The 17,827-nt window shown below is 70.9% G+C and carries 18 protein-coding genes and 1 other RNA gene; 15 read left to right on the forward strand and 4 right to left on the reverse strand.

Annotated elements, in window-relative coordinates; all coding sequences use genetic code 11:
* The first annotated feature begins 15 nt into the window (after positions 1-15).
* The 3 genes from hisS to ssrS all read left to right on the forward strand — a co-directional run bounded on the left by hisS (position 16) and on the right by ssrS (position 2,842).
* Positions 16-1,290 carry a histidine--tRNA ligase gene (gene hisS / locus QN141_06215; GenBank protein ID MDR7558064.1) on the forward strand — a complete coding sequence of 425 codons (1,275 nt, stop codon included), beginning with the start codon at positions 16-18 and terminating at the stop codon, positions 1,288-1,290.
* Positions 1,283-2,605: an aspartate--tRNA(Asn) ligase gene (gene aspS / locus QN141_06220; GenBank protein ID MDR7558065.1), complete on the forward strand. Its 1,323-nt coding sequence runs from the start codon at positions 1,283-1,285 to the stop codon at positions 2,603-2,605. The genes hisS and aspS overlap by 8 nt, the downstream gene beginning before the upstream one ends.
* Positions 2,606-2,659: 54 nt before the next feature.
* Positions 2,660-2,842, forward strand: a non-coding RNA gene (gene ssrS / locus QN141_06225) — 6S RNA.
* A 55-nt stretch (positions 2,843-2,897) separates the two neighbouring features.
* Here the strand turns inward: ssrS and QN141_06230 are convergent.
* Positions 2,898-3,185 (reverse strand): HU family DNA-binding protein, encoded by a 288-nt coding sequence (locus QN141_06230; protein ID MDR7558066.1) that lies wholly within the window; start codon positions 3,183-3,185, stop codon positions 2,898-2,900.
* A 104-nt stretch (positions 3,186-3,289) separates the two neighbouring features.
* Between QN141_06230 and QN141_06235 the strand changes: the two genes are divergently transcribed.
* Genes QN141_06235 through QN141_06250 form a run of 4 tightly spaced genes read left to right on the forward strand, consistent with a single transcriptional unit; the run spans position 3,290 to position 7,356 of the window.
* The gene (locus tag QN141_06235; GenBank protein MDR7558067.1) at positions 3,290-4,645 is read left to right on the forward strand and encodes a replication-associated recombination protein A; all 1,356 of its coding nucleotides are present in this window, start codon (positions 3,290-3,292) and stop codon (positions 4,643-4,645) included.
* A gap of 41 nt (positions 4,646-4,686) precedes the next feature.
* Complete coding sequence (mnmA, locus tag QN141_06240) at positions 4,687-5,793, forward strand: tRNA 2-thiouridine(34) synthase MnmA (protein ID MDR7558068.1); 1,107 nt, start codon at positions 4,687-4,689, stop codon at positions 5,791-5,793.
* Between the two features lie 41 nt (positions 5,794-5,834).
* Positions 5,835-7,211, forward strand: coding sequence for a CCA tRNA nucleotidyltransferase (locus QN141_06245; GenBank protein ID MDR7558069.1), 1,377 nt, complete (start codon positions 5,835-5,837; stop codon positions 7,209-7,211).
* Positions 7,204-7,356 (forward strand): hypothetical protein, encoded by a 153-nt coding sequence (locus tag QN141_06250; protein ID MDR7558070.1) that lies wholly within the window; start codon positions 7,204-7,206, stop codon positions 7,354-7,356. Before QN141_06245 ends, QN141_06250 begins: the two co-directional genes overlap by 8 nt.
* Before the next feature lie 28 nt (positions 7,357-7,384).
* Here the strand turns inward: QN141_06250 and QN141_06255 are convergent, their stop codons facing one another.
* A complete protein-coding gene (locus tag QN141_06255) occupies positions 7,385-8,548 on the reverse strand; it encodes a fructose-1,6-bisphosphatase (GenBank protein MDR7558071.1) in 1,164 nt (387 codons plus the stop codon).
* Between the two features lie 197 nt (positions 8,549-8,745).
* On the opposite strand from QN141_06255, the gene QN141_06260 reads away from it, so the two are divergent.
* From QN141_06260 to QN141_06270, 3 genes are read left to right on the forward strand one after another with little or no spacing between them, the layout of a single operon-like run.
* The gene (locus QN141_06260) at positions 8,746-9,144 is read left to right on the forward strand and encodes a hypothetical protein (protein MDR7558072.1); all 399 of its coding nucleotides are present in this window, start codon (positions 8,746-8,748) and stop codon (positions 9,142-9,144) included.
* A gap of 31 nt (positions 9,145-9,175) precedes the next feature.
* Positions 9,176-10,003 carry a ParA family protein gene (locus QN141_06265; GenBank protein ID MDR7558073.1) on the forward strand — a complete coding sequence of 276 codons (828 nt, stop codon included), beginning with the start codon at positions 9,176-9,178 and terminating at the stop codon, positions 10,001-10,003.
* A complete protein-coding gene (locus tag QN141_06270) occupies positions 9,966-10,472 on the forward strand; it encodes a hypothetical protein (protein ID MDR7558074.1) in 507 nt (168 codons plus the stop codon). The genes QN141_06265 and QN141_06270 overlap by 38 nt, the downstream gene beginning before the upstream one ends.
* Here the strand turns inward: QN141_06270 and QN141_06275 are convergent.
* On the reverse strand, positions 10,456-11,112 hold the full coding sequence (locus tag QN141_06275) for an HAD-IA family hydrolase (protein MDR7558075.1): 657 nt from the start codon (positions 11,110-11,112) through the stop codon (positions 10,456-10,458). The genes QN141_06270 and QN141_06275 overlap by 17 nt on opposite strands.
* 42 nt (positions 11,113-11,154) lie before the next feature.
* On the opposite strand from QN141_06275, the gene bcp reads away from it, so the two are divergent.
* The gene (bcp, locus tag QN141_06280) at positions 11,155-11,628 is read left to right on the forward strand and encodes a thioredoxin-dependent thiol peroxidase (GenBank protein MDR7558076.1); all 474 of its coding nucleotides are present in this window, start codon (positions 11,155-11,157) and stop codon (positions 11,626-11,628) included.
* Here bcp and asnS read toward each other — a convergent pair.
* A complete protein-coding gene (asnS, locus tag QN141_06285; GenBank protein MDR7558077.1) occupies positions 11,609-12,901 on the reverse strand; it encodes an asparagine--tRNA ligase in 1,293 nt (430 codons plus the stop codon). The genes bcp and asnS overlap by 20 nt on opposite strands.
* Before the next feature lie 245 nt (positions 12,902-13,146).
* On the opposite strand from asnS, the gene rimP reads away from it, so the two are divergent.
* From rimP to infB, 4 genes are read left to right on the forward strand one after another with little or no spacing between them, the layout of a single operon-like run.
* Positions 13,147-13,623 carry a ribosome maturation factor RimP gene (gene rimP, locus QN141_06290; GenBank protein MDR7558078.1) on the forward strand — a complete coding sequence of 159 codons (477 nt, stop codon included), beginning with the start codon at positions 13,147-13,149 and terminating at the stop codon, positions 13,621-13,623.
* 9 nt (positions 13,624-13,632) lie between these two features.
* Positions 13,633-14,853 (forward strand): transcription termination factor NusA, encoded by a 1,221-nt coding sequence (nusA, locus tag QN141_06295; protein ID MDR7558079.1) that lies wholly within the window; start codon positions 13,633-13,635, stop codon positions 14,851-14,853.
* Positions 14,846-15,157, forward strand: coding sequence for a YlxR family protein (locus QN141_06300; GenBank protein MDR7558080.1), 312 nt, complete (start codon positions 14,846-14,848; stop codon positions 15,155-15,157). Before nusA ends, QN141_06300 begins: the two co-directional genes overlap by 8 nt.
* Positions 15,157-17,760, forward strand: coding sequence for a translation initiation factor IF-2 (infB, locus tag QN141_06305; protein MDR7558081.1), 2,604 nt, complete (start codon positions 15,157-15,159; stop codon positions 17,758-17,760). Before QN141_06300 ends, infB begins: the two co-directional genes overlap by 1 nt.
* The last annotated feature ends 67 nt before the right edge of the window (positions 17,761-17,827 follow it).

Consider the following 17,827-nt stretch of genomic DNA (forward strand, 5'->3'; position numbering starts at 1 on the left):
GATGGTCAGGCCGTGATGAAGGCCCCGCGGGGCATGCACGATATTCTTCCGGAGGAGGTCGGGCGGTGGCAGGCCCTGGAGGCCTACATCCGGGCCTTCGCCGCACGCTACGGTTACCAAGAAATCCGGACCCCCGTGGTGGAGCACACCGAGGTCTTCCAGCGGACCTCCGGCGAGACCTCGGACATCGTGGAAAAGGAGATGTACACCTTCACCGATCGGGGCGGGCGCAGCCTCAGCCTGCGTCCCGAGGGAACGGCGGGCGTCGTGCGCGCCTACCTCGAGCACGGCATGGCCGCGCGGCCCCAGCCGGTCCGCCTCTACTATCTGGCGGCGATGTTCCGCTACGACCGCCCGCAGAAGGGGCGGTACCGCATGCACCATCAGTTCGGCGCCGAGATCATCGGCAGCGACGCGCCGGAGGCGGATGTCGAGGTCCTCAGCCTGCCCATCCGGCTGGTCCAGTCGCTGGGGCTGACCGAGACCGTCGTGCGCCTGAACAGCGTCGGGGATCCGGCCTGCCGGCCGCAGTACCTGGAGGCCCTGCGGCGCCACTTCCGCCCCCGCCGCGACCGGCTGAGCCCCGACAGCCAGCGGCGGCTGGAGACCAATCCCATGCGGATCCTGGAGTCCAAGGATCCCCGGGATCGGGAGGCGGCCGAGGGCGCGCCGGTGATGCTGGAGTTCCTGTGCCCCGCGTGCCGCGGGCACTTCGACCGGGTGAAGCAGCTGTTTACCGCCATCGGGATCCCGTACGTGGAGGATCCCTTCATCGTCCGGGGACTGGACTATTACACCCGCACCGCGGCGGAGATCCACTCCGGACGGCTGGGCGGCGCCCAGCATCAGGTGCTGGGCGGCGGTCGGTACGACGGCCTGGCCGAGCAGCTGGGCGGGCCGCACGTCCCGGGCGTGGGCTTCGGGCTGGGGCTGGACCGCCTGCTGCTGGTGCTCGAGGCGGAGCACCTGTCGGTTCCCGATCTCGGGATACGGGCCGGACTCGACGCTTTCGTCGCCGCCGCCGGCGACGGCACGGCCGAGGCGGCCTTCCGCCTGCTGGACGCCCTCCGGGCCGCGGGGGTGCGGGCCGTGGGCGAGATGGCCGGCCGCAGCCTGCGTGCTCAGATGAAGAGCGCCGACCGGCTGGGGGCGCGCTTTACGGTGATCGTCGGCACGCAGGAGGTGGCCGCGGGGCGGGCGGGGGTGCGGGACATGCGCACAGGGGAGCAGACGGAGGTGGCGTTCGGCGAGGTCCCCGCCTACCTGAGCGCCCGGATCAGCCGTGACTAGGACACTGATCAGAGACCTGCGCGCCCACATCGGCGGCGAGGTGCGCGTCCAGGGATGGCTCAAGGCCCTCCGCGACCAGAAGCGGATCCAGTTCCTGATTCTCCGGGACCACACGGGACTCTGTCAGGCCGTGGTGGAGAAGTCGGAGGGGCAGGCGGCGCTGAACCGGACGATCTCCTCCCTCACCCGGGAGTCCGCGGTGACGGTCGAAGGCACGGTCGTCGAGAACCCGGTGGTGAAGACCGGCGGGGTGGAGATCCGGATCCGCACCCTGCGCGTCGACTCCCGGGCCGAGCCGCTGCTGCCGCTGGACCCCTCCGGTCCGGCGGAGGCGAATCCCGAGGTCCGGGCCAACTGGCGCTACCTGGACCTGCGGCGTCCCGAGAACCGGCTGATCTTCGAGGTGCAGACGGCGGCGGAGCAGGCGATGCGGGAGTTCTGGCTGGCCGAGGGGTTCCTGGAAATCCACTCGCCGAAACTGATGGGCAGCCCCAGCGAGAGCGGCGCCGAGCTGTTCTCCCTGGAGTACTTCGGGCGGCCGGCCTACCTCGCCCAGTCGCCGCAGTTCTACAAGCAGATGGCCATGGCCGCCGGTTTCGACCGCGTCTTCGAGATCGGGCCGGTCTTCCGCGCCGACCCCTCCTTCACCACCCGGCACAGCACCGAGTTCACCGGGCTGGACATGGAGATGTCCTGGGTGGAGTCCCACGAGGACGTGATGCGCTTCGAAGAACGGTGGCTGCGCTACGTGCTGGAGCGGCTGCAGGCGCGGTATGGGGACGCCGTGCGGGAGACCTTCTCGGTGGAGATCACCGTGCCGGCGCTGCCCTTCCCCCGCATCACCATGGCCCAGGCGCAGGACCTGGTCCGCCGACGGGGGCACACCCCGGGAGAAGAGCGCCGCGAGGACCTGGACCCCACGGGGGAGCGGTTGATCGGGGAGTACGCCCGCGAGGAGTTCGGGCACGAGTTCATCTTCGTCACCGACTACCCGGTCGGGGTCCGTCCCTTCTACCACATGCGCTACGAGGACGACCCCGCAACGACCAAGAGCTTCGACCTCCTGTGGAAGGGGGTGGAGGTGACTACCGGCGCCCAGCGGGAGCACCGCTACGACGTCCTGGTCCGGCAGGCCCGGGAGAAGGGCCTGAACCTGGAACCCATCCAGTTCTACCTGGACTTCTTCCGCTTCGGGTGCCCGCCCCACGGGGGGTTCGGGGCGGGGCTGGCCAGGATGCTCATGGTGCTGCTCGGGCTGCCGAACCTGCGCGAGGCGACCTTCCTGTTCCGGGGCCCCACCCGCCTCCTGCCCTAGCCGGCCTCTCCTGCTTGCGCCCGCCGCGTCCCCCGCCGTATGATGAGCAGGGAAGCGTTCCTGCCGTGTGCGTGGAGGATGACAGTCCCGATCCAACACGCATGACGTCGGGAGCCCTGCTCCGGCCGTCGATGGCCGGCCCCAGAGGTCGTGGGGATGCCAGAAGCGGTCGGGCGGGCACCCACTTGGTAGTGAACCAGGTTGGGGACTGCAACCTTACGGCACGGCGGGAGCGATGGGAACAGGGCCGGGATCGGACGATCTCGGCCCTGTTCAGTGGAGCGCAGACATCCTACCGGCCGCCGAGGATGGCGTCTTTGGCCGCTTTGCTCACCCGGAAGCGGACCACGCGCTTCGCCGGGATGCGGATCGGCTCTCCCGTCTGCGGGTTGCGACCCATCCGCGCCTTCCGGTTGACCAGCACGAGCTTGCCCAATCCCGGCAGGGTGAAGGAGTTCTTCGCCTCCCGGTAGGCCAGGTTGGCCAGTTCGTCCAGGAACATCGTCGCCTGCTTCTTCGTGACGTCGAGCTTGCCGGCCAGGTACTCGGCAATCTTCGACTTGGTCATCGCTTTCGCCATGAGATCCCCCCTGAGGCCTTGAGATGAGTGCCGCCCTTCGAATTACCGCGCCAGGTCTGGATTTCCTGCCGCCCGGCCCGTCGAGACCGACGGGAATCAGGCCGGTGTGCTACGATCGGGGCGTGGAACTCTTCGATCGGGCACCCGCGGGGACGGAGGCCCAGGCGCCGCTCGCCGCCCGGATGCGCCCGCGCACCCTGGACGAGTTCGTCGGCCAGGACCATCTGGTCGGCCCGGGGCGCGTGCTGCGCCGGGCCATCGAGCGCGACGAGCTGACCTCGCTCATCCTCTACGGTCCGCCGGGCACGGGGAAGACGTCGCTGGCCCACCTCATCGCCGCGGCCACGAAGTCGGCGGTGGAGCAGGTCAACGCCGTCACCGCCGGGGTCGCCGACCTCAAACAGGTCATCGCCCGGGCCCGGGACCGCCGGCGCTTCCACGGGCAGCGCACGATCCTCTTCATCGACGAGATCCACCGCTTCAACAAGGCGCAGCAGGATGTGCTCCTGCCCCATGTGGAGGAGGGGACGCTGGTGCTGATCGGCGCGACCACCGAGAACCCCTTCTTCGAGGTCAACGCCACCCTGGTCTCCCGCTCGCGGGTCTACCGCCTGGAGCCGCTGGGCGACGACGAGATCCGGACGATTGTCCAGCGGGCGCTGGCGGACGGCGAACGCGGCCTGGGGCGCCTGCGGGTCCGGCTCGACGAGGAGGCGCTGGCCCATCTGGTCGCGGTGAGCAGCGGGGACGCACGGGTCGCCCTAAACACGCTGGAACTGGCGGCGCTGGGGGCGCCGGAGGAGGAAGAGGGGCGGCGCGTGACCGCGGCGATGATCGCGGAGGTGACCCAGCGCCGCGTGCTGGGGTACGACCGGGCGGGGGACGCCCACTACGACCACATCTCCGCCTTCATCAAGAGCATGCGCGGCTCCGATCCCGACGCCGCGGTGTACTGGCTGGTGCGGATGCTGGAGGCGGGGGAAGATCCGCGGTACATCGCCCGGCGGATGGTGATCCATGCCGCGGAGGACGTGGGCCTGGCCGACCCCATGGCCCTGGTCGTGGCCACCGCGGCGGCGCAGGCCGTGGAGTTCGTGGGGCTGCCCGAGGCGCAGATCCCGATGGCCGAGGCCGCGATCTACATCGCCACGGCGCCGAAGAGCAACGCGGTGGTCCGCGCCCTCGGCGCCGCCCGCCGGGATGTGACCGAGGAGCGCGCCGACCCGGTCCCCCTGCACCTGCGTGATACCAGCCATCCCGAGGCGCGGCGACGGCTGGGGTACGGCGCAGGCTACAGCTACGCCCACGACTTCCCCGGAGGGTTCGTCCCGCAGCAGTACCTCCCGGAAGCCCTCAAGGACCGGATCTACTACGAGCCCGGCGGCGAGGGCCGCGAGGCCGAGATCGCCAGGCGGCTTCGGGAGTGGTGGAAGGGCATCAAGCGCTACCGCCCGGAGTAGTGGTATGATACCTGAGACCAACGGGAGCGAGGAGGGAGGCCGTGGCGCGGTGGGCCGTCGCGATGAGCGGCGGGGTGGACAGTGCGGTGGCCGCGGCGCTGCTGGCGGCGGAGGGGCACGAGGTCATCGGGATCACGATGAACCTGTGGCCGGCGTGGCTGCCTTCCCCCGACCGCGCCGTGCGGACCTGCTGCGGCGTCTCCGCGATCGCCGACGCCCGGGCCGTGGCCGCGCGATTGGGCATCCGTCACTACGTCCTGAACATGCGCGAGGAGTTCGAAGCGGCGGTCATCGCCCCGTTCGCCGCGGAGTACGCGCGGGGACGGACTCCCAACCCCTGCATCGCCTGCAACCAGGCGGTCAAGTTCTCGCTGCTGCTGCGCAAGGTCACCGCGCTGGGCTGCGAGGGCCTGGCCACCGGTCACTACGCGCGCGTGCGCTTTGACGACGCCTCCGGACGCTACCACCTCCTGCGCGGGCGGGACCGGCGCAAGGACCAGTCCTACGTCCTCTACGGCCTTACCCAGGAGCAGCTGGCGAGGCTGCGGTTGCCCGTCGGCGAGTTCGATAAAGAGGCGGTACGGGCGCTGGCGAGGGAGTTCGGGCTGCCGGTGGCGGACAAGCCGGACAGTCAGGAGATCTGTTTCGTGCCCGCGGGATCCTACCACGACGTGGTGGGCCGCTTGCGGCCCGACGCGCTGCGGCCGGGCCCGATCCTCGATACCCGCGGCCGCGTCCTGGGCACCCATCGGGGCATCGCCCGCTACACCGTCGGGCAGCGGCGGGGGCTCAACCTGGCCGTCGGCGAGCCCGTCTACGTCGTAGCCCTCGATCCCGACCGCAACGCGGTGATCGTCGGCGGGGCGGAGGAACTGGTCTGCGACGAGCTCACCGCCTCGGGGATGAACTGGATTGCCTGTGCGGACCTCGCCGGCGAGCGACAGGTCACGGCCCGGCTCCGGCACGCCGCGCCGGACGTGGAGGCCGTGGTGCGCCCGGGTCCGGGTCCGGCAGAGGCGGTGATTCGCTTTCTCCACCCGCAGCGGCCGGCCGCCCCGGGCCAGGCGGTCGTCCTCTACGAGGGCGACCGCGTGCTGGGCGGAGGAGTCATCACCCGGGTCCGGACCGGCGCCCCGGTCGTGGCCTGACGGCGCCCGGCACCAGGGGTCGCGGCGGAGCGACGGGCGAGATGGCCGGCGTCCCAAGCAGCCGACGTGAGCAGGCGACCGAACTGGTCCGGCAGTTGCGCCGGCGCGGTCACCAGGCGTACTGGGTCGGCGGCTGCGTGCGTGATCTGGAGATGGGGCGCGAGCCCCACGACTACGACATCGCCACCGATGCCCTCCCCTCCCGGCTGCTGGAGTACTTTCCCGGGGCGCTTTCCGTCGGCGCCCGGTTCGGCGTGGTCGTCGTCCCCCGGGACGGCCACCACTTTGAGATCTCCACCTTCCGCGCCGAAGGGCCCTACCTGGACGGCCGGCGGCCCAGTGTGGTGGAGTTCGTCGACGCCCGCACCGACGTCCAGCGCCGCGACTTCACCGTCAACGGGCTCCTCCATGACCCGCTGACGGGGACGACCATCGACTACGTCGGCGGACGCGAGGACATCGCCCGGAGGTTGGTGCGGGCCATCGGCGACCCCCAACAGCGCTTCAGGGAGGACCGCCTGCGCATGCTCCGGGCGGTGCGCCTGGCCTGCGAGCTCGGGTTCGAGATCGAGCCGGCCACCTTCGCCGCGATCAGGGCGGAGGCCGACGCCGTCCTGCAGGTCAGCGCCGAGCGGATCCGCGACGAGCTCCTCAGGATCCTGGTGTCCCCGCAGCGGGGACGGGGGCTGCGACTCCTGCAGGAGAGCGGGCTGCTGCGCGCCATCCTCCCCGAGGTGGAGGCCACGGTGGGCGTGGCGCAGCCGGAGGAGTTCCACCCCGAAGGCGACGTGTTCACCCATACCGTGCTGGTTCTCGAGCACCTCCGCGACCCCCACCCGGTGCTGGCCGTGGCGGCGCTGTTGCACGACGTGGGCAAGCCCTCCACCTTGGTGCGCGGGGACCGGATCAGATTTCACGGCCATGCCGAGGTCGGAGCGCGTCTGGCCGAGGCGATCGGCCGGCGCCTGCGTCTGCCCGGGGACGACGTGGATCGCATCGTGGCGCTGGTGGCGGACCACCTGCGGGTGAAGGACCTGCCGAAGATGCGTCCGGCCAGGGCCGCGCGGTTCCTTCTCCGGGCGGACGCCCCGGACCATCTGGAACTCCACCGTGCGGACTGCCTGGGCAGCCACGGCGATCTCAGCGTGTACGAGTGGGCGGTGGCGGCCCGCGAGGCCTACCTGCGCACCCCGCCCCCGGCCGCCCCGCTGCTCACGGGGGACGATCTCATCGCCATGGGGTACCGTCCGGGGCCGCGGTTCAGGGAGATGCTGGAGGCGGTGCGGGACGGACAACTGGAGGGGACCCTGCGGAGCGCGGCCGACGCCCGGGCCTTCCTCCTACGCACCTACGGTCCCGGAGAGGGTTCATCCACTCCGGAGGGGAAACCCATCGGTCGGGGTGATCGGAGTGCGTGAGCTGGAGATCGTCTACCTCTTCCTCGGACTGCTGGCCCTCTTCGTCGTCATCGGCGCGCTGCTGCCGAAGTACCTGCCCGGCCTGGTCCGCAAGCTCGACACGACGGTTCTGAAGGAGAACAAGGGCCCGGGCCAGCCCCACTGAGGCCCGGGCCGTTCGCCGCCTTCGGCGGTCAGTCCGGATCTTCCCCCTGCACCCCCGCCTCGACCCGCGGCGGCGCAACTTCGCGGGCGCCGTTGCGCACGCGCCACAGCGCCTCCAGCCGGCGCAGCCGCGAGACGATCCCGCCGTACTCCAGCTCCGACATGGGCAGCATCGCCGGCTCGAAGAACCCCTGCCGGCGCATCTCCGCCGCCTTGTCCGCGATGCGCTCCCGCACGCGGGTCCAGAAGGGATCGGCGAAGAGGTCGACCGGTCCGGTGAAGCGGCCCTCGTGCATGGAGAAGCCCAGCGCGCAGACCATGGGAACGCAGAAGAAGGTGGAGGCCGGCGTGTTCACGGGGACGGGCATGAGCGGGAGGTTGTGGCTGCCCCGGGTGTCCCCGCCGACGAAGGCGCCGACGGCAAAGGCCGGGCCGAACTCCTCGGTGGCCGGAAAGATCTTCTGCACCCGCACCACCGCCGGAGGATCGTCCTTGCCCACATAGCGTCCGGCGATGTTCCGCAGGCGCGTCGTGCCCACGGCCACGGCCTGCTCCTGGGGGTACTTGCGGGACCAGATCGCTTCGATGGCGTACCGGTTGGTGTCGCGCAGCAGCGCGGCGATGTCGTAGAGCCGCTCCGGCGCCTCGAGCACGATCAGCCGGTCGCCCTCGGTGTGGTCCATGTCCATGATGTGGAAGGTGAAGCCGTCGTGCAGGCCTTCGGAGAGCATCAGGCCCGGGGAGTACATGGGATCGGCAAAGGCCAGGTAGAGGGGAAGGTTGAAGGCGCCCGGACCGCACTTGTCGCCGAGGAGGACCATCAGCGCTTCGCTGGGCCGTTCTTCGAACTCGATCTCGGCGCTGCCCGGCCCCAGTCCGCGGACGTTGCCGGAGAAGGCCTCCTTCAGCAGATCCTGCCCGGCGCCGTACAGCCCCTGAGCCTTGGCCGTGTCGGTGGCGGCGAGGAACGCTTCCCAGGCCAGCTGGTGGATGTCGGGATTGTCGGTCCCGCGGGTGTGGCTCATCACGATCCCGATGTCGTCTCCGGCGTGGCAGACGAAGGCGTCGATCAGCAACCGTCCGCGCTCGCGGAGCACGCGGTCGCGCACCACCGCCAGGGCCTCGGTGCTGGGCTGGGTGTGACCGCCCACCGCGCCGATGTCGGCCTTGATCACGCTGACCGTGATACGCATCCTGACCCCTCCCCTGTGGATCCGCTCTCGCCCTCTGCCCCGGGGGGGCTCGCACCGAGTACCGCAATTCTAGCACTTCGCACGGCAGAGAGGAAAACCTCCGGAAAGAGTCGAACAGGCAACCGAACGAGACGCCGGAACGGTGGCCTGTTCCCCCCTCAGGTGCTCGCCGTTCACGCAGGACGGATGGCGAAGCGGTGGCGGGACGGCTGCGGATCGCGGGGGTCCGCCTCGAACGGGGACCGGGGCGCGTGTCGGTGACGGTCAGCCTCGGTCATGACGGGGCGGTGATCACGGGGCGGGCCGATCGCGCGGGCGGCGAGGTCCAGACCGTGCCCATTGCCGCCGAGGCGGCGCTGAACGCCGTTCGGCAGGTGGCGCCCGGCCGGGCCCGTTGGGGGCTGGAGCAGGCGATGGTGCAGCCGCTGGCCGGCGGGCAGGCCGTGGTGGTGCACATTCTGCTGGAGACGGAGGAGGGAGCCTCCGAGCACCTGATCGGCAGCGCGCTGGGCCGGCGAGGGCCGCTGGAAGAGGCGGCCGCCGAGGCCGTGCTCGACGCAGTGGAGCGCCGGCTGAGCGGGCTCGTGAAGAACTGAATCGCGTCGTCCTTTCAACGGAGCAGACATCGTGACCCTACCTGAACCTGCGCGCCTGCTGGCCCTGGTCAACCAGAAGGGCGGCTGCGCGAAAACCACCACCGCCGTGAACCTGGCCGCCTGCCTCGCGGTCAGCGGGCGGAAGACCCTTCTCATCGACATGGATCCCCAGGCCAACGCCACGGTCAGCCTGGGCGTGGATCCGGCCGGCCTGCGCCGGACCGTCTACCACGTCCTGGTGGACGGCGAGCGAGACGAGGGCGACGGGCTGGGGCTGCTGGATATCATCGTGCCCACCACGGTCCCGAACCTGATGATCGCCCCGAGTTCCATCGACCTGGCCGCGGCCGAGCTGGAGCTGGCGCCGCGCCTGGGCCGGGAGCGTACCCTGCGCAAGCGGTTGGGGCCGGTGCTGGACCAGTACGCCTACATCATCATCGACACCCCGCCCAGCCTCGGCCTGCTCACCCTGAACTCGCTGGTCGCCGCGGACAGCATCATCATCCCCATCCAGACCCACTACTACGCGCTGCTGGGGATGCGCCAGCTGCTGCGGACGCTGAAGATGGTGCGGGAAGAGGTCGGCCACAACGTGGAGATCCTGGGCGTGCTGCCGACGATGTACGACTCGCGGACGAACATCAGCAAAGAGATCGTCCAGGGCATCAAGGATTTCTTCGGGGACAAGGTCTTTCAGACGACCATCCACTTCAACATCAAACTGGTCGAGTCGTCGATGGTGGGCGTGCCGCTCTTTATCCATCACCCTCAGAGCCGCGGCGCGCAGGAGTACATGGAGCTCGCCCGGGAGGTCATGCGGCTTGAAGAGAGAACGCGAGGAGCTGCGGCGCGGACTTAGGTCCTTCATCCAGGACGCCGGGGCCGAGCTGGCCGATTTCATGAACGGGGCGGTGCCGGCTGCGGCCCCGGAGAGATCCGCCTCCGGTCCGCCGGCGGGTCCGGGTCGGCCGGCGGCCTCCGCTCCTCCGGCGACCCCGCCCGCTCCCCCGGCGGCGGGATCACCCGCGGCCGCGCCCCGGCCGGCGGCCGGAGACCGGCTGGAGCAGCCCATCCGTCCGATCCTGCGGCTGGTGCGCGATGTGGCGCCTGTGGATCCCCCGCCGCCGTCCGTGGAAGAGATGACGCTCCGTCTGCCCCGCAAGGGCGTCTGCGCGGCCTACTTCGCGAACAAGCGGTGCTGGGAACTCCCCGACGCCTACTGCAACCACGCCCTGCACGTCTGCCGGCTGCGCGAGTGTCCGGTGTACGACCTGCACCAGGAGGAGATGGAGCGCCGCTTCGCCGCCAAGTTCAGGCATCTCTGGTAAGGGGAAGGGTCAGCAACTCCCGCAGGTCGTCGATCCACGCCCAGGGGGTCACCCCCCGTTCCCGGGCCGCCTCCCGGCGGGGGCCAAACCCGATGAAGCGCGCCCCCGCCGCCCGGGCGGCCTGCCCGTCGATCCAGGCGTCGCCGATCATGTAGCACAGCCGGACGCCCGGCAGGCGATCCAGGATGTAGTGGATCCCTTCGGGCGAGGGTTTGAGCGCCGGGACCTCGGTCCGGGTGGCGATGACCTCGAAGTACCGGTCCAGGCCCAGCTCCGCCAGCTTGGGTGCCACCCCGGGGCGCGCGTTGTTGGTCAGCACGGCCAGCCGGTAGCCTCGGGCCCGGAGCTCGGCCAGGACCTCGGCGGCGTGCTCCACCGCGACGGCCTGCCGGAGGCCTTCGGCTTCGGCCGCGGCCACGATCTCCCACATCGCGCGGCCGATCCGCTCCCCGGCCGCTTCACCCATCGCCACCAGGAGGGGAATCGGTTCCCGCAGCAGGACGTCGCGGGACGCGGGAGCCGCGCCGGCGTCGAGGAGGAGATCGATCAGCCGGTGGCGCGTCCCCAGGAAGTCGATGGTGGAGTGGATGAGGGTGTTGTCCAGGTCGAAGATCAGGGCAATCTCCGCCGGTTCGGCCACAGCACCAGGGGATTCGCGCGGCGAGCGCCAAATCCATTCAGTGTGATCACCGAGGGGCAGCCGGCGCCCGACTTCGCCCTCCCGGATGAGACGGGGAAGACGGTGCGGCTCCGCGACTTCCGGGGACGCCGCGTCGTGCTGTGGTTCTACGTCCGCGACGCCACCCCCGGCTGAACGGCCGAGGCCACCGCGTTCCGTGACGATTATGCGGCCTATCAGCAACTGAACGTGGCGGTGCTCGGCGTCAGCCCGGACAGCGTGGAGTCCCACGCCCGGTGGAAGGCGAAGCTCGGTATCCCCCATCCGTTGCTGGCCGACGTGGAGCACAAGGCGGCCGAGGCCTACGGCGTCTGGGTGGAAAAGACGATGATGGGCCGCCGGTACTGGGGGGTGGCGCGGACCACCTTCATCATCGACGAGCAGGGCAGGGTGGCCAGGGTCTTCCCCGCCGTGAAAGTCCAGGGGCACAGCGCCGAGGTGCTGGCCGCGCTGCGCGCTATGGGTACAGCCGGTTGAGCAGGCGCGGGAAGGGGATGGCTTCCCGCACGTGCTCGATGCCCGCGATCCAGGCCACGGTCCGCTCGAGGCCCAGCCCGAAGCCGGAGTGCGGGACGCTGCCGTAGCGCCGCAGGTCGAGGTACCAGCGGTAGACGTCCGCGGGCAGGCCATGCTCGGCCAGCCGGCGCTCCAGAAGCGCGCGATCGTGGATGCGCTGGCCGCCCCCGATGATCTCCCCGTAGCCTTCCGGCGCCAGCAGGTCGGCGCCCAGCACCACCTCGGGCCGTTCCGGATCGGGCTGCATGTAGAAGGCCTTGATCGCCGCGGGGTAGCGGTGGACGAAGACCGGTCGCTCGAAGCCGGAAGAGAGAATCGTCTCCTCGTCCCCCCCGAAGTCGTCCCCCCAGCGCACGGGATGGCCGGCCGCCTCCAGGCGCCGAACGGCCTCGTCGTAGGAGATCCGCGGAAAGGGCGCGCGGACCGCTTCCAGCCTGCGCAGATCGCGTCCCAGCACCTCGAGCTCCGGCCGCCGTCGCTCCAGCACCTGCGCCACGATGCGGACGACCATGGCCTCGGCCAGGTCCATGTACTCTTCCAGCGTCATGAACGCGGCCTCGGGTTCCACCATCCAGAACTCGATGAGGTGGCGCCGCGTCTTGGACTTCTCCGCGCGGAAAGTGGGTCCGAAGCAGTAGACGCGCCCGAAGGCGGCCGCCGTCGCCTCGTTGTAGAGCTGTCCGGACTGGGTCAGATAGGCCCGGCCGAGGTCGAAGTAGGTGGTTTCGAACAGCGTGGTCGTGCCCTCCACCGCCGCCGGGGTGAGGATGGGCGTGTCCACGCGCAGGAAGCCCTCTCCGTCCAGGAAGTCGGTGCAGGCGCGGATCACCTCGGCCCGGATACGCATCAGCGCGTGCTGACGGCGGCTGCGCAGCCAGAGGTGGCGGTGGTCCATCAGGAACTCCACACCGTGTTCCTTGGGCGAGATGGGATAGGGCTCGGCGCGCTGGACCACGGTGAGGTCCGTCACGCTCACCTCGTACCCGCCGGGCGCCCGGCGGTCCTGGCGCAGCGCGCCCCGGACGATGAGCGACGACTCCTGGGTCAGCGTCTCCGCAGCCGCGAACACCTCCGGCCTGACGTCCTGTTGGGCCAGGACGGCCTGGAGGATCCCGGTGCCGTCCCGGATCAGCAGGAAGTGGATCTTGCCGCTGCTGCGTTTGTGGTACAGCCAGCCGCGGATCTCCACCTCGGAGCCGGCGTGGGCGGCGGCGTCTTCAATGCGGATGCGCATCACGATCCCTCCAGGGGAGGGGTGTTCTCCGCTCCGCCGCGCGGCGCCTTCGCTGCCTCATCGGCCCGATCGCCCCCGCGGTTGCCATCCCCGGGGGGCCGTGCTATACTCAACGCGTCGCGTGCAATGCGCGATGGTCTTTATCGACGGCGCTTCCGGTCGGAAGCGGAGGAGTGGGAGGTATTGGGGCCCACTCTTTTTCATGTACGGGCGTGACCATGACACGGGAGGAAATTCGGACACAGGTGGAGGCGTTGCTCCGGCCCATCGCGGCGCGCATGGGGCTGGAGGTCGTGGAGGTGGACGTCCACGGCGAGGCGGAGCGGACCGTGCTGCGCGTGCTGATGGACCGGCCCGAGGGCGGGATCACGGTGGAGGAGTGCGCCCGGGTGAGCGAACAGCTCGGCCGCCGGCTGGACCTCTATGACTTCTTCCCCCACGCCTACACGCTGGAGGTGTCCTCGCCGGGTCTGGACCGGCCGCTGCGCAGCGACGCCGACTACCGGCGCTTCGCCGGCCGCCGCGCCGAGGTCCAGACCGACGAGCCGATCGACGGCCGCCGGCGTTTCCGCGGCATCGTCCTCGGCGTGGTGGGGGAAGCGGTGGTCCTGCAGGTGGACGGCCGGCAGGTACAGATCCCGCGGGCCAGGATCCTGCAGGCGCGCCTGGTCGTCGAGGCGGAAGACCTCCGCGCCGATCTGCGGCGCCCGGCTCGGAGGTGAGGTGAGGCGATGAACCTGGAGCTGAAGCGGGCCCTGGACGAGATCCACGAGCAGAAGGGGATCAGCAAGGCGGTGCTGATCGAGGCCCTGGAGTCCGCCCTGCTGACCGCCTACAAGAAAAACTATCCGGGCGCCTCCGCCCAGAGCGTGCGCATCGAGGTGGACGAGGCGACCGGAGAGATCCGGGCCTACCAGATCCGCACCGTCGTGGAAAAGGTGGAAGACGAGGCCACCCAGATCGCCCTGGAGGAGGTCCGGGAGTGGGATCCCACCGCCCAGGTGGGCGAGATGGTGGAGATCGAGGTGACTCCCCGCGACTTCGGCCGCATCGCCGCCCAGACCGCCAAGCAGGTCTGGGTGCAGAAGATCCGGGAGGCCGAGCGGGACATCGTCTACAAGGAGTTTCGCGACCGGGAAGGGGACATCGTCACCGGCCAGGTCCAGCGCATCGAGCGGAAGAACGTCTACCTGGACCTGGGCCGGATCGAGGCGGTGCTGCCGCCCACGGAGCAGATTCCGCGGGAGAGCTACCGCCAGGGAGAGCGGATCAAGGCCTACGTCGTCGAGGTGCGCCAGGGCACCCGCGGGCCCCAGATCGTCGTCTCGCGCACCCACCCCGGACTGCTGAAGCGCCTCTTTGAGCTGGAGGTGCCGGAGATCTACGAGGGGATCGTGGAGATCAAGGCCATCGCCCGGGAGGCCGGAGCGCGCAGCAAGTTCGCCGTAGCCTCGCGGGACAAGAACGTGGACGCCGTGGGCGCCTGCGTGGGGCCCAAGGGGACCCGGGTGCAGGCCATCGTGGACGAGCTGAAGGGCGAGAAGATCGACATCGTCTCCTGGAACCCGGACCAGGCGCTGTTCGTCGCCGCGGCGCTGTCGCCGGCCAAGGTGACGCGCGTGGAGATCGACGAGGAGACGAAGACCGCCCGGGTGATCGTGCCCGACAACCAGCTCTCCCTGGCCATCGGCCGGGAGGGACAGAACGCCCGGCTGGCGGCCAAACTCACCGGCTGGCGCATCGACATCAAGAGCGAGACGCAGATCAAGGAGATCGAGGCCAAGAAGCTCTTCGTGGACCTGCCCGAGGAGGAGGGTGGGACGCCGGAGGCGGCTGCGGCTGCCCCCGCGTCTGCCGAGGACCCCGCCGTCCTGCCGGCGGCGGGGGACGGAAAGGACGGGGAAGCCCCCGCCGGGACGGGAGTGCTGGTCGAATCGGAACGCGATGGCTAGGATCCGGAAGGTCCCCCAGCGGTCCTGCGTGGCCTGCGGTCGCACCCGACCCAAGCGGGAGCTCCTCCGGATCGTGCGCACGCCCTCCGGCGAGGTGAAGGTGGATCTTACGGGAAAGGTTTCCGGCCGGGGCGCCTATGTCGATCCGGACCGGGGGTGCGCGGAGCGGGCGGTGCGTGAGGGACGGCTGCAACACGCCCTGGAGGTGCCCGTCCCCGCGGAGATCCTCGACCAGGTCCTGCGGGCCATCGACGCCGTGGCCGCGGAGCACCGGGTGGCGGAGTCCGGAGGACGGCGACGCTGATGCGGGTGCACGAACTGGCCAAAGAACTCGGGTTGTCCAGCAAGGCGCTGATGGATCTGCTGGCCGGCATGAAGGTGCAGGTCAAGAGCCACAGCAGCACGCTGGACGAGGGGACGGCGGAACGCGTTCGCCGCCAGGTGCGCGCCAGGAGTGCCCCCGCCCCCGAGCCGGCGCCGGGACCGGTGCGCGTGGCGAAGACCCCGACGGGCGAGCGCATCCTGGGGATGCGAAAGATCGTGCTCCCTTCTCCGCCGCCGGCGGTGGAGTCTCCGGCGGAAGCGCCGGGCGTCCCCGGCGGTTCTGCGCCCGCGGCCGGGCCGGCGGCGTCCGTCCCGGCCGCTCCGGTCGCGGCTGCGCCGGCCGCACCGCCGACCGCAACCGTCGTTCCCGCCCCACCGACGCCCGCCGCATCCGCACCGGTAGTGGAGGCACCGAAGCCCGCACCCGCCGAGATGGTGGAGAAGCCCAGGCCGCCCGCCGTTGAGGCGCCGCAACGTGCTGCGCCGGCGGGCCCGCCGCCGCCTCCTCCGGCTGTGCGACCCGCGGCCAGGCCGCCGGCCCCTCCGGCCAGGGACCAGAGGCCTGCGGCGCGTCCGGGTGGACCGGGGCTGTCGGGCCCGACGCGTCCCGGCGCGCGCCCCATGCCGCCGCGCCGGGAGGCACCCCGCGCTCCCATGGTGCGGCCGCCGGTTCCGCCTCCTCCGCCGCTCGCCGCCGTGCCGGGCTCCGTCGCGCCCGTTGCCGGCGCGCCTGCGGCGCCTGCGCCGCCTGCGCCGGTCCGCGAGTTTCCGAAGAAAAAGGAACGCTTCATTCCGCCGCCGCCTCCGCCGCAACCTGTGGCCCTGCCGCCCAAGGTGCCGGCCGAGATCGAGCTCACCGGCGCGTTGTCGGTCGGTGAGCTCGCCGCCAAGCTGGAGCTGCCGGCCGGCGAGGTCGTGAAGAAGCTGCTGGAGCAGGGCGTGCTGGCCGGAATCAACCAACAGATTCCCCTGGAGACCGCGGCCAGGGTCGCCGAGGCGTTCGGCTCCAGGGTCCGCCGCGCCAGCCCCGCCCCGGCCGCCGCCGGTCCGGTGCCGCGCCGGCTGGAGGTGGCGCGGGACGAGGAAGCGGAACCGCGCGCCCCGGTGGTCACGATCATGGGGCACGTGGACCACGGCAAGACCTCGTTGCTGGACGCCATCCGCCATACCGATGTGGCGGCGCGGGAGTTCGGCGGGATCACGCAGCACATCGGTGCTTCGACGGTGGAGTTGGACGGCAGGCGCATCGTCTTCATCGATACCCCGGGCCACGAAGCCTTCACCGCGCTGCGCGCCCGGGGGGCGCAGGTCACCGACATCGCGGTGCTCGTCGTCGCCGCCGATGACGGGGTGATGCCTCAGACCCTGGAGGCCATCAACCACGCCCGGGCGGCAAAGGTGCCGATCATCGTGGCCATCAACAAGATCGACCTGCCCCAGGCCAACGTGGATCGGGTGAAGCAGCAGCTCTCCGATCAGGGCCTGGTGCCCGAGGACTGGGGCGGGGACACCGTCATGGTGCCGGTCTCGGCGCGGACGAAGGCCGGGCTGAAGGAACTGCTGGAGATGATCCTGTTGGTGGCCGACCTGCAGGAACTCCGGGCGAACCCGAACCGTCCGGCCCGGGGCACGATCATCGAGGCCAGCCTGGACAAGGGCCGCGGTCCTGTGGCCACCGTGCTGGTCCAGGAAGGGACGCTGCGGGCCGGCGACGCCGTTGTCGCCGGCGAGGCCTCCGGCCGGGTGCGCTGGATGGTCAACGACCGCGGCGAGCGGTTGACGGCGGCGGGTCCGTCCAGCGCCGTGGAGGTGGTGGGGCTGGACAGCGTGCCGACGGCCGGCGACCTGCTGGAGGTGGTGCGCGACGACCGGCTGGCCAAAGCCGTGGCCCAGGAGCGCCGGGAGCGGCGCCGCGCCCTGGAGATGGCCGTGGTCCGACCCGCCGCTGCGGAGGAGGCGGCGGCCGGAGAAGGGCCGAAGGAACTGCGGCTCATCGTCAAGGCCGACACCCACGGGTCCGTCGAGGCGCTTACCGCGTCGCTGAGTCGGCTGGCCACGCCGGAGGTGGGGATCGCCATCCTGCACGCCGCGGTGGGCAACGTGACCGAGTCGGATGTGATGCTGGCCGTGGCCAGTCGTGCCGTGATCGTCGGGTTCAACGTCCGGCCGGAGGCGCAGGTCCGCAAGCTGGCCGAGCAGGAAGGGACCGAGATCCTCAGCTATCGGGTGATCTACGAGGCGCTCGACGATCTGCGCCACCGGCTGCGCGGACTGCTGGCGCCGAAGAAGCGCGAGGTGTCCCTCGGTCAGGCCGAGGTGCGGCAGACGTTCACCATCTCTCGGGTGGGTACCGTGGCCGGCTGCTTTGTGGCCCAGGGGGTGATTCCCCGGTCGGCGTCCGTCCGCCTCATCCGCGACGGCGTGGTCGTCTACGAGGGAAAGATCGCTTCCCTGCGCCGCTTCAAAGAGGACGTGCGCGAAGTGGGTGCGGGGTTCGAGTGCGGCATCGCGCTGGAGCGATTCAACGACGTCAAGGTGGGGGACGTGCTCGAGGCGTTCGAGATCCGGGAAGAGCCGGCCTGACGGGCCGCCCCCGGGCCGGGCCGGTGGACGGGCCGACACCGCCCGCCGCCGGCGGCGCCCGCCACGG

This window comes from Armatimonadota bacterium (assembly GCA_031459765.1).
GTDB classification, from domain to species: Bacteria; Sysuimicrobiota; Sysuimicrobiia; order Sysuimicrobiales; family Kaftiobacteriaceae; genus Kaftiobacterium; species Kaftiobacterium secundum.